This window comes from Flavobacterium channae (assembly GCF_021172165.1).
Lineage (GTDB): Bacteria > Bacteroidota > Bacteroidia > Flavobacteriales > Flavobacteriaceae > Flavobacterium > Flavobacterium channae.
Genome location: NZ_CP089096.1, coordinates 1626573 through 1641375, shown reverse-complemented (window position 1 = coordinate 1641375; position 14803 = coordinate 1626573). Strand labels below are relative to the sequence as shown.

The window sequence follows — 14803 nt, the reverse complement described above, 5'->3', positions numbered from 1 at the left end:
TTATTTTGGTTTCATTGCATTTTCGATTCGAGCTACTAAATCATTTAAATGGAATTTAGTTAACCTGTCAGCTGAAGATGCTGCTGCCAATTTTAATTGACTTTTTAATTCATTTAATTGGCCTCTTGCAATAGAAGGAATATCAGTGTCTGCTAAAACTATTCTACGACCACTAAATATAGCAATATTCGTTTTATCGCTAGACATGGTTTCAATTAATTTAGAAACGAATAATTTCTGTAAATTTCTTCTATAAATGTCAATAGGAGCATTAGTTCTAATTTCAGAGAAAATACCTCTTCTTAAATCGCTCATTAATTCATCTACTGAATAATTAGCTTTGTTTTGAGATGATGTTTCTAATAAACGTATTAAACGATCCCCAGCTAATAAGCTTGATAATGTTCCGTCTTGAATAGATTTTATTGCTTCTACACCGTTTTCTGGTTTAATTTTAGATAAAATGTTTTGATCTAATAACCATTTTGGCGTTTTAAATAATTGTTCGTTTAAGAAAGCAACTGCTTCGTTTTGGATAGAAGAAGGAACAACTTCGTATTTATTACCTTCCATATCATAGGTTTTTGGAGTTTCATAAATTCCACCTACGTTTTTAGTAACGTGTCCCATATAACGTCTGAATTGACCTGTTAATGAATTATACAGACCATTCAATTCATCATAATCTTCTCCGCTTTCTTTACTCCATTCGATTAAGTTTGGTAAAATTCGTTTTAAATTTTTAATTCCATACTCAGAAGCTTTCATTGCATTGTCTCCTAAATCTTCTGTTTGATATCTAGGATCGTATGGATTAGTTTCTGTACCAAACCATAAACGACGGTTTTTGTAAGCTTCTTTAGTCATTTCATTTAAAAGCGCTTTTTCTTCTTTTTCGTCTTTTGCACCATCAAAATAAGAATAACCCCATTTAATAGCCCATTTGTCGTAATCTCCAATTCTTGGGAATAAATCCGTTACATTATCTTCTGGTTGCGCTACGTAATTAAATCGAGCGTAATCCATAATAGAAGAAGTGTGCCCGTTTTGTTTTTGAAACTCTTTATCACGAAGTTTTTCTACTGGAGTTGCAAAACTAGCTCCCATATTGTGACGTAATCCTAGTGTGTGACCCACTTCATGAGCAGCAACAAATCGAATTAATTCACCCATTAACTTATCATCAAATTTTTTGTTTCTTGCTTTTGGATCAACCGCAGCAGTTTGAATCATATACCAATCACGTAATAAACTCATGATATTGTGATACCAACCGATGTGACTTTCCATAATTTCACCCGTTCTTGGATCATGAACATTTGGTCCGTACGCATTTTGAATTTCAGCAGCGAAATATCTCAATACTGAAAAACGCGCATCCTCTAAACTCATAGTCGGATCGTTTTCTGGCCAATATTCACCACGAATAGCATTTTTCCAACCAGCACCTTCAAATGCTTCTTGCCAATCGTCGATACCTTGTTTGATAAATGGTTTCCATTTATCTGGAGTTGCTGGATCTAAATAGTAAACGATAGGTTTTTTAGGCTCAATCAATTCACCTCTTTTTTGTTTTGCTGCATCTTCAGCATTTTTTGGTTCTAAACGCCATCTTACAGCAAAAATATCTTTATCTGCTTTTTGTGAATCTTCTTCAAATACATCGTATCCATTTGCAAAATAACCAACTCTTTTATCAAAAGCTCTTTTTCTCATTGGATTTTCTGGAAGTAAAATAAAAGAAGTATTTAATTCCATCGTTACAACACCAGCATCTAAACCAGCAGGTAAATCAACTCCAATTTTTGGTGTTGGGTTTCTTGAAATTTGTGGTGAAGCTGTTGAATACGTTTTAGTAGTTCTAATTTCAGTATTTATAGGGAAACTTTTTACAAATTGAATAAACGATTTATCTTTTTGAAATGCCTGAATGCTTAAAAGTTGCTTGTTTATTGAGTTTAATGAAAAAGTTTGAATGTCAGAATCAAAAGAAGGTGACATATCAATAACACTTGCCACATTTTCTTTTCCTGATTTGTCTTTCTTGTAAGCTAAAATATCATAGATACCTATGATAGGATCAGCACTTGAATTTTTTACCGATTGTGTAATAGGTTTATTTTCATCTGGTGTCATTATTACATAAGTAATAGAACGAAGTAAGATAGTATTGTTTTGACCTTTTTCAAATCGTACTACTTGTCGATTTACTTCTTCACCACCAAAAATTCCACCTCCAGCAGGAGTTTTAGAATATCTTGTAATGGTCATAATTTCTTTTCCAATTAATGAATCCGAAATTTCAAACAGGTATTTTTCACCCATTTTATGAACATCAATTAATCCTTTTTGAGTAACTGCAGTTGTGTCAATTACTTTGTTGTAAGGTTTAGGCTCTTTTTTTCCATCAGCCTTTTTAGCGTCTGAAGGTGCAGGAGCCTCGGTTTTTGCTTTCTTTTTGTCTTTTTTCTTTTTCTGAGCAACAGCCTCTGATGAAATAAAGAATGCAAAAAGACAGCTTAAAATAGTTAGCTTTTTTATCATTTTGAATTAGTTTGAGTAATATTCAAAAGTATTTGATTATTATTGTTTTGTATAAATAATTAAGTTTTTATTAAGAATTTTAACATATGATATCACATTATTACCTTTTTGATTTAAAAATTTCACCTTGTAGTATGCATGCATAATATTTTATTTTTTCATATATTTGAAGATAAATTTTTTTACAATGGAAAAACAATCGTTAACAACACTTTTGAATATTAAATACCCAGTAATAATGGCTCCTATGTTTTTAGTATCGAATACTAAAATGGTTATAGAAGGAATGAAAAGTGGCATTGCAGGTTGTATTCCGGCATTAAATTACAGAACTCTAGAAGAATTAAAAGCTGCTATTCATGAGTTAAAAGCTTCTAAAGTTGATGGTGGAAGTTTTGGTTTTAATTTAATTGTAAATAAATCGAATGTTAAATACAAAGAGCAGCTACGCATTTTGTGCGAAGAAAAAGTTGATTTCATTTTAACTTCATTAGGCTCTCCAGAAGAAACAATAAAAGAAGCACACAAAGTTGGAATTAAAGTTTTTTGTGATGTTACCGATTTGTCTTTTGCAAAAAAAGTAGAAAGTTTAGGAGCGGATGCGCTTGTTGCTGTAAACAATCAGGCTGGGGGACATAGGGGAAATATTGATCCCGAGACTTTGATAAAACAATTAAACGAAAATACAAGTTTACCGGTAATTTCTGCTGGTGGAGTAGGGAATAAGGCAGATTTAGATAAAATGTTAAGTTATGGTGCAATTGGAGTTTCCGTAGGAAGTCCGTTTATTGCATCAGAAGAAGCTGGTGTTTCTCAAGAATATAAACAGGCTTGTGTTGACTATGGAGCAAAAGATATTGTTATGACGGAACGTATTTCAGGAACTCCTTGTACAGTTATCAATACACCTTATGTTCAAAAAGTAGGAACTAAGCAAACTTGGTTGGAAACTTTGTTGAACAAAAACAAAAGTCTTAAAAAATGGGTTAAAATGATTCGTTTTTATATTGGTATGAAAGCTACCGAAAAAGCGGCTACACAAGTTACATATAAAACAGTTTGGGTTGCTGGACCGAGTATTGAAGATACAAAAGCGATTTTACCTGTTAAAGAAATTGTAACAAAGTTGATTAAGTAGTTTTTTAATTTACTTTTGTAAAAAATATTTCAATTGAAAAAAGGGATTCATTATTTCATAACGATTTTAACCGTTTTTATATTCGGTTTTTTGTTGTTGCATAGTAATGAAACTAAAGCAATTCAATTAAAAACAACAGATTCTCTAGATAAAGTTGCTAGTAATTTTAGTCAAGGAAAAGTTCATTTCACAAATGAAGGCACGCAGAAAGAATCGGTTTCATTAAAAACATCTCAAAGTCAATCAAGTTCGAATGAAGTTGTTAGAAAACAACAAATTCCTTCGTTTTTACTTGGGGTTTCTTTTGATAAATTAGAATTGTTTTATAAAAATAGCGTAGATGCTTTCTTTGTAAAGAGAAATCTTTTACCTGTTTTTTTCAATACCACTAGGATTATTTTTCCATTTCATTATTTCTGGTAAAGTTTATTTTAAATTTTGTTTCTCCCAAGTAATTTCTATTTGGGATATTTAAACTTATACATAATTTAAAATAAATTCAAAATGGATACTACAAATACCATAATTGGACTCGTATTCTTATCAGCAATCGTGATTCCAATTTTCATTATCAATAATAATATTAGAAAAAGAAAAAATCAATTATTAACGACTTTAAACGAATTGTCTTCTGACAAGAATTCAAAATTTTTAGATTTCGATTTTTGGACAAATAATTCAGGAATTGGTTTAAAAGGTGATGTATTAGCTTACTTTAGAAAAACAGAAGATGCTCAAATTAATGAAGTTGTTGATCTTAATGAAATTAAAAAATGTAGTTTGCAACAATTTGACAAACATGGAAATGTACCGAGAAATAACCATGAAATTAACAAATTGGCGTTACATTTAACTTTAAATAATCAAAAAGAAATTAACTTGGTTTTCTTTCATGCCGATGCTACAAATTTTATCATTGGTGAGGAATTAAGAATTGCAAAAAAATGGTTGGATATTATTACTGCTAAGTTTTAAAAATAAAAAGTCCCGATTATTCGGGACTTTTTTATAATAATTATCGAAACCAGTTTCTTACTTTTTGAATTTGTCTGCCGAAGAAAGTTCTTCTTTTAATATCTCCTATTAGAACAATTCCGGTTGAGACTAAATTTCCATCTTCTGTCATTGTTACATTTACTGTTGTGGTTTTAGAATCTATTATTGTTTCATAATTTTTAAAACCTATATAACCAAAAACTAAAGTATCTCCTTCATGTGCTTCAATTGAATATTTTCCGTCATAATCTGTTGAAGTTCCTCTTGTTGTTCCTTTAATTACAACATTAGCCCCAGCCATTGGACCTAAATCATCAATAACAACCCCAGTAATAGTAAAAGGATTTTTTACAGTTTTAATAGCAGCATCTTGATTTAGATTTTTCTTATCTGTTTGAATGGTATCTTGTTTAACCTGCGAATATGCAGCTTGACTTCCAATTCCTAAAAAACTAAATAAAGTAGCGGTGGCAATTATCCAATAAGATGATTTTTCTTTTGTAATTATTAAATCACGGTTCAATTGAGAACTTACAAATCGTCCACAAGCGTTTTTATCTTTATTCAAATGTTCAATAATCTCTTTATCTGAAGCTTTTGTAAAATCAAAAACCGTTTTAGAACAAACACCACAAAACCTTCCTTTTTCTTCAGGAGTCATGGCTTCCCAGTTTTCATGGCAAGGTTTTGGAATTGATATGTTTATTTTTCTAGTCAACTTTTATCTCAAAAGTTTTATCCCAGTTTTTACCCGTTACAAAATACGTTTTTGTTGCAGGATTGTATGCAATTCCATTGAAAGCATCTAGCTCTTCATGTTTTGTGACTTTACTGCGTAATTCTCCACAATTAATTACATTTTCAATAGCACCTGTTTTTGGGTTGATTACAGCAATTGCATCTTTTTGATAAATATTAGCCCATATTTTTCCGTTAACCCATTCCAATTCATTAACAGCTTCAATTTTAGCACTATTTGTATAAACGCCAATAAAATCTTCAACTTTTAATGTTTCAGGATTTAAAATATAAATTTTTTCAGAACCATCACTCATGTATAATTTTTCACCATCATTAGTAATTCCCCAACCTTCAGTGTCAAATGAAAAAGTCTTTTCTAATTTGAATGTTTTGGCATCGTAAACAAATCCTGTTTTTTCTCTCCAAGTTAATTGATAAATTTTGTCATTTAAAACAGTAATTCCTTCTCCAAAATATTTGTCTTCTAATTTAATTTGTTCGGTTACTTTGCCTGTTTTATAATCTGTTTTTCTTAAAGTAGATTCTCTATATTGCCCAGTTCCTTCTAGCAAAACACCATTGTAAAATTCAAAACCTTGTGTATACGCATTGATGTCGTGGGGATATGTATTTACGATTTTATAGCTTAAAATTTTCGGTTCTGCACTTGCGTAAATTGAAAACCCTGTTGCGATATCAATATTCTGACCTTCAAAATATACTAAAGCTTTAATAGTTTGATTTCCTAATTTTTGATTGTTCAATGCAAAAGGTAACTTCTCGTTTCCTTTTACCGATCCAATTTTTTTATCGTTGATATAATACACAACCGAATCGATTGTTTTGTTTTCTTTGTTTTGAAGTACTAAATCGATGCTTTCTTCTAACTTTAAAATAGGTTTTATTGTAGGATTTTCTATTGAAAATAAATTTTTTATAGTATTCTCATCATCTTTACAAGAAACTGAAATGATGCCTAATGCTATGAATGCGAATATCTTAACTTTTAACATGATTAAATTATTTAATATCGTAAATATACAATCATTTTTTATACTCACAATTGCCTTGCAAAAATATAAAAAGGTTGTATATTTGCACCGGCAAGTCCTACACGACCAGCTCCTGCAGACTCCTCCAGGGTGGGAACACAGCAAAGGTATGTGGTTGTAGCGGTGCGATGTAGGTCGCTTGCCATTTTTTATTTCTTTTGAATTTGTGGTCCCGATTATTTGGGATTTTTTATTTTTACACCAATTCTAATTCCTATGCAAATTACTTGGCAAATTGTTCGCTTGCAACTAAAAGAAACTTTTTCAATTAGTTACGGAAATTATTCCTTTAGAGAAGCCTTAATTATTTCGCTTTCCAAAAATGGAAAAGTTGGATATGGCGAATGTACTGCTATTGATTATTACGGAATTAATTTGAATGATTTTACTCAGAAATTAGTCGAAATTCAAACCCAAATCGAAAAACAATCCATAAATCATCCATTTGAATTTTATACCTTTTTAGAAAGTTTACAATTGCATTCGTTTTTACGTTCGGCTTTAGATTGTGCGTTTTGGGATTTATTTGGTAAGCTAGAAAATAAGAGTTTTTTAGAATTGAATTCGATTGAAGTAAAACAATTACCAGAATCTTCCATCACAATAAGTGTAGCACCAATTGAGGAACAATTGCAAAAAAACGCAAAATCCGATTGGAATAAATTCAAAGTAAAATGGAATCATTACAATGAAAAAGCTTTGGATTTATTATTGAATTGTGGAAAAGAAATCGCTTTAGATGCTAACGGAAGTTTCTCCGTTTCTGAATGTCAACAATTGGAAGAAAATCCTTTATCGGCTCAATTTACTTATATTGAGCAACCAATGAAAACTGGAATTTCAAATTACAGCCATTTAAGTGCTAATAAATATGCGAATTGGATGGCTGACGAAGATTGCCAAGAAAAGACCAAACTTTCCGATTTAAAATCGCATTATAAAACCATCAATATCAAATTAGTTAAAACAGGCGGATTAACTCCAGCTTTACAACTAATCAATGAAGCAAGAGCAAACGATTTTAAAATTATGATAGGTTGTATGACCGAATCTACAGTAGGAATTTCAGCCGGAGCGGTTTTGGTTCCTTTAGTAGATTATGTCGATTTAGATGGCGCGAATTTAATTGCTAATGATATTGCTTTTGGAAGTGTTATAGAAAAGGGGAAAGTGGTACTATCAGATAAAGTTGGTTTAGGAATTTCCTTGAAATAATATAAAACTGTATTTTCGCAGTATAATTCACACTAAAATGAGTAGAGTAGTATTAATTACAGGTGGTTCATCAGGAATAGGAAAATCAATTGGCGAGTTTTTGCATCAAAAAGGTTTTGTGGTGTATGGCACTAGCCGTAATCCTGAAAGAATCACAAATTCGATATTTCCATTAGTAGCTTTGGACGTTCGCGATAAGCAAAGTATTGTAAATTGTGTTGCCGAAGTGATTCAAAAATCAGGGAGATTGGATATTGTAATTAATAATGCGGGTGTTGGAATTACAGGTCCAATTGAAGAAATTCCTACAGAAGAAATCCGAAATAATTTTGAGACCAATTTGTTTGGACCAATTGAAGTAATGAAAGCGGTTTTACCCCAAATGCGTGAGCAAAAATCGGGTTTAATTATCAATATTACGTCGATTGCAGGTTATATGGGATTGCCATATCGTGGGATTTATTCGGCTTCTAAAGGTGCTTTGGAATTAATCACAGAAGCATTACGAATGGAAGTAAAATCCTTTGGAATTCAAATTACGAATGTAGCACCAGGTGATTTTGCTACAAATATCGCAGCAGGACGTTATCATGCACCTGTTGTAAAAGGTTCGGCTTACGAAGTTCCTTACGGAAATACTTTGAAAGAAATGGATACACATGTGGATAGTGGTAGTAATCCAAAAGATATGGCAGAAGCAATTTATGCTATTATTCAAACAGAAAAACCAAAAGTACATTATAAAGTTGGGGCTTTCTTACAGAAATTTTCCATTGTTTTAAAACGCATTTTACCAGATACGATGTATGAGAAAATGTTGATGAATCATTACAAACTTTAATCTATATTTTAAAAATGGAAAATATTCGAATTATGAAAGCTGATTTACAAGACGTAGAAAAGCTTCAGAAAATTGGTAAAGAAACTTTTTTTGAAACTTTTTCTGAAAGTAATTCAGATGAAAACATGCAAAAATATTTGATTGAAGGTTTTTCTATTGAAAAATTAACGACTGAACTTACCGATACAAATGCTGAATTCTATTTTGCAGTATTTGATGAGGAAGTAATTGGTTATTTGAAGCTAAATTTTGGTGATTCTCAAACTGAATTGAAAGATAACAAAGCACTTGAAATTGAACGTATTTATGTTTCAAAAGAATTTCACGGAAAAAATATAGGTCAATTATTATATGATAAAGCTATAGAAGTAGCTAATCAAAAAAACGCAGATTATGTTTGGTTAGGTGTTTGGGAAGAAAATCCAAGAGCTATAAGTTTTTACAAGAAAAATGGTTTTGTAGAGTTTGATAAACACATCTTTAGATTAGGAGATGAAGAACAAACGGATATAATGATGAAATTAAATTTAAAAGGATAATAATTTATCTATCCTTTTTCAATTTGATCTTCCACTTGAATTTGGAATTTTTATTTGTACTTTTGCACTTCAAAACAACACACAATATTTTAAAAATTTAAAAAGATGAAATTTTTTATTGACACAGCTAATTTAGAGCAAATTAAAGAAGCACAAGAATTAGGAATTTTAGATGGTGTTACAACAAACCCATCGTTAATGGCTAAAGAAGGCATTACAGGAACAAACAATATTTTAAAACACTATGTAGATATCTGTAATATTGTTGATGGTGATGTAAGTGCTGAAGTAAATGCTTTGGATTTAGAAGGCATGATCAGAGAAGGTGAAGAATTAGCTGAATTACACGAACAAATTGTTGTTAAATTACCAATGACAAAAGAAGGTGTAAAAGCTTGTAAATATTTCTCTGATAAAGGAATTAAAACAAATGTTACTTTAGTATTCTCTGCTGGTCAAGCTTTATTAGCGGCTAAAGCAGGTGCTACTTATGTTTCTCCTTTCTTAGGAAGATTAGATGATATTTCTACTGATGGTTTAAATTTAATTGATGAAATTCGTCAAATTTATGATAACTACGGTTTTGAAACACAAATTTTAGCTGCTTCTGTACGTCACACAATGCACGTTGTAAACTGTGCTAAAATTGGTGCAGATGTTATGACAGGACCTTTATCTTCAATTACTGGATTGTTAAAACACCCATTAACAGATATCGGAATTGCTCAGTTTATTGCTGATTACGAAAAAGGGAATAAATAATTCCTAAGTTTATAAATAAAAAAGCGTTCTAAATTTAGAACGCTTTTTTTATGATTTAATATTGTATTTATTATTTCAAATTCAATTCAAAATTCACATCAAACAAATTAGCAAATCCATTTCTAATGGTTCCATCCGCATTTAAAACAATAATTCTGTGAATTTTAGTTATAACCCATTGTTTTCTGATGTTGTCAAAATCTTCGCAACGTAACTCAGTAATACCTTCAAAGTTGTATTTTTTCAATGTGTTTTCACATTTCGATTTAATGTCGTTAACATTTATGGCAATAAAATCGTAGTTTGGATATTTTGCCTGTAATTCACTTATTTTTCTATGAGAAGCAACAAAATGTGATTCTGCACCACTAGTCCAGAAGAATAAAACAGTTGGTTTTCTAACCAAATTGTTAATGTCAATTGTTTGATTTGTTTTATCAAGTAAATTAATTTTTGGCAATCTATTACCAACTTTTAAATTTTGAACAGAGCTGTAAATTTCGCTGATTTCCTTTTTGTTCTTTTCGTCGGTTGTTAATTTTAAATAACGGTCAATAAATTTTTGATTGTTATACATGTTCTGATCTTCAAGTAAATACATCATGGCTACATTGTTTAAAACAACATTTTTAACCTTCTGATTTTTAATTAAAGTATCAGTAATGTTTAGTTTTTCTATATTATTTTCAAGAGAATTTTCATTCAAATCCACATTATCTTTTTGTAAAGCAACGTTATTTAACATTACACTTACATATTTAATAAATGGAGCGTAATTAATTAGATGTGCATTTTCAAAATCTACATCTTTTCTGTGATTGTAGTAATTTGAAGGTAGTTTTGTTCTAATATTTTCTCCAGTTCTAAATTGATGCGCGTATGGATAAATTTCTTTTTTAGTTATGTGATGAAACTCTAAACTCGCTTTTGCAATTTCATCGAAGTTTTCATCCCAACCAATTTCGGCTTTTCTTTTAAGATAAAATGATTTTCTGATAGCATAACTAGAATCGATGTTTTTGATAAAACTTTTTACATCTTTATCAAAGTTCTGGTACATTAAAGAACGATCGGCTTCGTTTTTTAAATACAATTCTATTAAGAAATTGTTCTTTTCGTCACCACGACCACAAAAAACAATAGAATTGTCAAAATCAAAAGTGTTTACACGAACCATCAAACTATCGTTTTTATCAAAATAAACATATTGATATTCCGGATTGTGTTTAAAAGTGTATAAACCTGGAGTTAATGAATCGAATTTATGCATGAAACGATTGTTTTTGTCTAGATAAATAGTGTCAATCACTTCATCATCTTTTAAAAACAATACATACTTTTCTTGAGGATTTAAAACTTCACCACCAAAATACGCCACAAAATCATCTTCCTTAAAAACTTTTTTACAAGAAGTTAAAGTAGAAAAAAGTGCGATAGATAGGGGCAAAAAGTATTTTATGTAATTCTTAATCATTTAATTGATTATTAATTCTAAACAAATGTATTAGTTATAAACTAATGGTCTTGTTAACGTTCAGTTAAAATAAACCTATAATAATTCTAAATAATAACCTGAAATATAATTATTTTAACCGTTCAAAAATCTACTATTTTTACTACTTTTGCAAAAGTTTTTTAAAAAAATATAAAAATGCTAACAGTTTCAAATTTATCGGTACAATTTGGGAAACGAATTTTATTCGATGAAGTAAATACAACATTCACTCAAGGTAACTGCTACGGAATCATTGGTGCTAATGGTGCTGGGAAATCTACATTCATGAAAATTATTGCTGGCGATATGGAGCCAACTTCAGGAAGAGTAATTCTTGAGCCAGGAAAAAGAATGTCGGTTTTAAACCAAAATCACAACTTATTTGACGAATATACTGTTTTAGATACAGTATTAATGGGAAATAAAGTTCTACATGCTATTAAAGCTGAAATGGATGCTTTATATGCTGACTACACTGATGAAAATGCTAATAGAATTGGAGAATTGCAGTTGCAATTTGATGAAATGAATGGTTGGAATGCAGAAAGTGATGCTGCAACTATGTTGTCTAACTTAGAAATTGGTCCAGAACATCATTACACTTTAATGGGTGAAATGGATGGAAAATTAAAAGTTCGTGTTTTATTAGCACAAGCTTTATTTGGAAATCCTGATGTATTGATTATGGATGAGCCTACCAACGACTTGGATTTTGAAACAATTGGTTGGTTAGAAAACTTCCTTGCTAATTATGAAAATACCGTTTTAGTAGTATCGCATGACCGTCACTTTTTAGACGCAGTTTGTACGCATATTTCAGATATCGATTTTGGAAAAATCACACATTATTCAGGAAACTATACGTTTTGGTATGAGTCTTCTCAATTAGCGGCTCGTCAAAAAGCGCAACAAAACAAGAAAGCAGAAGAGAAAAAAGCAGAATTGGAAGAATTTATTCGTCGTTTTAGTGCGAATGTGGCTAAGTCTAAACAAGCTACTTCTCGTAAAAAAATGATTGAAAAATTAAATTTAGACGAGATTAAGCCTTCAAGCAGAAGATATCCAGCGATTATTTTTGAAACAGAAAGAGAAGCAGGAGATCAAATTTTAAACGTACAAAATTTAGCGGCTTCAGTTGATGGAGATGTATTGTTTAAAAATGTTGATTTAAACATGGCTAAAGGTGATAAAATTGTAGTTTTCTCAAAAGATTCGAGAGCAACAACAGCTTTTTATGAAATCTTAAACGGTAAAATGAATGCTGATGCTGGAACATTTGATTGGGGAATTACAACAACACAATCGTATTTGCCAGTTGAAAATCATGAGTTTTTTGAAGGAGTTGATTTAAATTTAGTAGATTGGTTACGTCAGTGGGCTAAAACTGAAGAAGAGCGTGACGAAGTTTACGTTCGTGGATTTTTAGGAAAAATGATTTTCTCTGGAGAAGAAGCATTAAAGAAATGTAATGTTTTATCTGGAGGAGAAAAAGTTCGTTGTATGTTATCTCGTATGATGATGATTAGAGCTAACGTTTTAATGTTAGACGAACCAACAAATCACTTAGACTTAGAATCAATTACAGCTTTCAATAATTCATTAAAGAACTTTAAAGGTTCGGTTTTATTTACAACTCACGATCACGAATTTGCTCAAACAGTTGCTAATAGAGTTTTAGAATTAACTCCAAATGGTGCAATTGATAGATACATGACATTTGATGAGTATTTAGATGATGATAAAATCAAAGAATTAAGAAAGAAAATGTATTCTTAATCGTAAAATAAAAAAAAACGCCAACTATTTAGATTGGCGTTTTTTTGTTTATAATAGTAGAGTAGTTAATCACATTCAAGTCCCAAAACAGGAGGTGTTAATTCTGAACCATTTCCGTCTTTTACAGACCAACTTCCTGTTACAACGCCACCCGAATTAGTTGAATTCCATTTAATATTGATTGTTATAGTTTCACAAGCAGCAACACTTCCTTCAACTTTAATAATTCTGTTTGAACTTCCTCCAGGTGTTGATTGACTTTGTGTTAAGTTTCCTCCAGAAACAGTAACAATTGCATCAGCTCCTGTAAAGTTTGTTAATCCACCTTGAATTTTGATATAGCTTTGATCACTATCAGAAGTAAAAGTGTAATTTGCTTCTCGGTCATAACCACATGATAACACATCACCAAAGAAACCAGTTTCACATCCCATACAAACACCAAATAAATTGTAATTTACTAAGAATTGTGCCGGAGGTCCGTTTCCACTTACGCTTAATGTAAAGCTTTCAAGGTCACAAGCTTGCCAATCTTGTCCTAATGGATAAGAATAGGTTCCCCAAACATTTGGACTTACGGCTCCACCATTCCAAGAAGAGAATCCGTTAATAATCAAATCACTCCAACCTCTTGTGCTTTTTACACGTAAAACAAAATGCGTTTCTGTGTTGTAATATTCAATATCAACAGTTTTCGAATTGTTATTTTGGTTTGGTCCGCCCCATTGAACAACAGCTTGTTGAGAGTCAATAAAGTAATTATCATCTTGAATACAATCTTCAGCACAATTTCCTCCCGAACTTATTCTTAGTGAAGGAGTAAATGATTCTGAGCTTTCAGGTCTTGATGTTTCATCTTCTTGACAACCTATATTAGTTATAAATAATAATGAAACAAATGCAATGCAAGTTAATCTAGAGAGAGTAGAATTTTTCATAATCGCACACTTTTGTTGTTAATAATTATGTTAAAATTATGAATACTTATTAAAGGTTGGTTAACATTATTAATATTTTAGTTGAAACGTAAAGTTTTAAGGATGAAAAACTTAAAATTAATTTACTAGCGCTTATATTTTATTTATTCCATAAAATAAATTAATTTTACAAACCAAACACAACACTTTATCATGGGTCAAAAAAATTTGCTCACTTCTAAAGAAGTACAGATTATTTTACATCGATTAGCTTGTCAACTAATTGAAAATCATTTAGATTTTTCCAATACTGTTTTAATAGGATTACAACCAAGAGGAAAATACTTGGCACAAAGAATCAAACAAATTTTAGAGTCTGAATATCAAATTCAAGAGATAAAATTGGGGTTTTTAGATATTACTTTTTTTCGAGATGACTTTAGAAGAGGAGAAAAACCACTTGAAGCTAATAAAACACAAATCGATTTCTTAGTTGAAGATAAAAAAGTAGTCTTTATCGATGACGTTTTATATACAGGAAGAAGTATTAATGCCGCTTTAACTGCGATACAATCTTTCGGAAGACCATCAGAAGTAGAACTTTTAACACTTATCGACAGAAGATTCAGTCGTCATTTACCGATTCAACCGGATTATAGAGGAAGACAAGTGGATGCCATAAACAATGAAAAAGTAATTGTAAAATGGCAAGAAAATGATGGAGAAGACGCTGTTTATTTGGTAACGAAATAAACTAAAAAAGAATATACAACAACACAACTACATA

At 30.8% G+C, this 14803-nt stretch carries 14 protein-coding genes and 1 other RNA gene; 10 read left to right on the top strand and 5 right to left on the bottom strand.

Features of this window, described 5'->3' with window-relative positions; translation table 11 throughout:
* Positions 1-2544, bottom strand: a complete 2544-nt coding sequence (locus LOS89_RS07580) for a zinc-dependent metalloprotease (protein WP_231834680.1) — start codon at positions 2542-2544, stop codon at positions 1-3.
* A 187-nt stretch (positions 2545-2731) separates the two neighbouring features.
* Between LOS89_RS07580 and LOS89_RS07575 the strand changes: the two genes are divergently transcribed.
* The 3 genes from LOS89_RS07575 to LOS89_RS07565 all read left to right on the top strand — a co-directional run bounded on the left by LOS89_RS07575 (position 2732) and on the right by LOS89_RS07565 (position 4657).
* The gene (locus LOS89_RS07575; RefSeq protein WP_231834679.1) at positions 2732-3682 is read left to right on the top strand and encodes an NAD(P)H-dependent flavin oxidoreductase; all 951 of its coding nucleotides are present in this window, start codon (positions 2732-2734) and stop codon (positions 3680-3682) included.
* Between the two features lie 33 nt (positions 3683-3715).
* A complete protein-coding gene (locus LOS89_RS07570; RefSeq protein ID WP_231834678.1) occupies positions 3716-4105 on the top strand; it encodes a hypothetical protein in 390 nt (129 codons plus the stop codon).
* Between the two features lie 81 nt (positions 4106-4186).
* On the top strand, positions 4187-4657 hold the full coding sequence (locus LOS89_RS07565) for a hypothetical protein (protein ID WP_231834677.1): 471 nt from the start codon (positions 4187-4189) through the stop codon (positions 4655-4657).
* A 40-nt stretch (positions 4658-4697) separates the two neighbouring features.
* Here the strand turns inward: LOS89_RS07565 and LOS89_RS07560 are convergent, their stop codons facing one another.
* The gene (locus tag LOS89_RS07560) at positions 4698-5396 is read right to left on the bottom strand and encodes a carboxypeptidase-like regulatory domain-containing protein (protein WP_231834676.1); all 699 of its coding nucleotides are present in this window, start codon (positions 5394-5396) and stop codon (positions 4698-4700) included.
* A complete protein-coding gene (locus tag LOS89_RS07555) occupies positions 5389-6432 on the bottom strand; it encodes a glutaminyl-peptide cyclotransferase (RefSeq protein WP_231834675.1) in 1044 nt (347 codons plus the stop codon). Before LOS89_RS07555 ends, LOS89_RS07560 begins: the two co-directional genes overlap by 8 nt.
* A gap of 88 nt (positions 6433-6520) precedes the next feature.
* Here LOS89_RS07555 and ffs point away from each other — a divergent pair.
* The 5 genes from ffs (at position 6521) to fsa (ending at position 9828) form a co-directional block, all read left to right on the top strand.
* Positions 6521-6618: signal recognition particle sRNA small type (gene ffs, locus LOS89_RS07550), an RNA gene on the top strand.
* Positions 6619-6687: 69 nt separating this feature from the next.
* Positions 6688-7686 (top strand): enolase C-terminal domain-like protein, encoded by a 999-nt coding sequence (locus LOS89_RS07545; protein WP_231834674.1) that lies wholly within the window; start codon positions 6688-6690, stop codon positions 7684-7686.
* A gap of 37 nt (positions 7687-7723) precedes the next feature.
* Positions 7724-8527, top strand: a complete 804-nt coding sequence (locus LOS89_RS07540) for an SDR family oxidoreductase (RefSeq protein WP_231834673.1) — start codon at positions 7724-7726, stop codon at positions 8525-8527.
* 14 nt (positions 8528-8541) lie between these two features.
* A complete protein-coding gene (locus LOS89_RS07535) occupies positions 8542-9066 on the top strand; it encodes a GNAT family N-acetyltransferase (protein WP_231834672.1) in 525 nt (174 codons plus the stop codon).
* A 105-nt stretch (positions 9067-9171) separates the two neighbouring features.
* Complete coding sequence (gene fsa / locus LOS89_RS07530) at positions 9172-9828, top strand: fructose-6-phosphate aldolase (protein WP_231834671.1); 657 nt, start codon at positions 9172-9174, stop codon at positions 9826-9828.
* A gap of 70 nt (positions 9829-9898) precedes the next feature.
* Here fsa and LOS89_RS07525 read toward each other — a convergent pair whose 3' ends face one another.
* A complete protein-coding gene (locus tag LOS89_RS07525; protein WP_231834670.1) occupies positions 9899-11302 on the bottom strand; it encodes a TlpA family protein disulfide reductase in 1404 nt (467 codons plus the stop codon).
* A 177-nt stretch (positions 11303-11479) separates the two neighbouring features.
* Between LOS89_RS07525 and LOS89_RS07520 the strand changes: the two genes are divergently transcribed.
* Positions 11480-13099: an ABC-F family ATP-binding cassette domain-containing protein gene (locus LOS89_RS07520; RefSeq protein WP_231834669.1), complete on the top strand. Its 1620-nt coding sequence runs from the start codon at positions 11480-11482 to the stop codon at positions 13097-13099.
* Positions 13100-13164: 65 nt separating this feature from the next.
* Here the strand turns inward: LOS89_RS07520 and LOS89_RS07515 are convergent, their stop codons facing one another.
* Positions 13165-14037, bottom strand: a complete 873-nt coding sequence (locus LOS89_RS07515; RefSeq protein WP_231834668.1) for a hypothetical protein — start codon at positions 14035-14037, stop codon at positions 13165-13167.
* A 192-nt stretch (positions 14038-14229) separates the two neighbouring features.
* On the opposite strand from LOS89_RS07515, the gene pyrR reads away from it, so the two are divergent.
* A complete protein-coding gene (gene pyrR, locus LOS89_RS07510) occupies positions 14230-14769 on the top strand; it encodes a bifunctional pyr operon transcriptional regulator/uracil phosphoribosyltransferase PyrR (protein WP_231834667.1) in 540 nt (179 codons plus the stop codon).
* Positions 14770-14803: the final 34 nt, after the last annotated feature.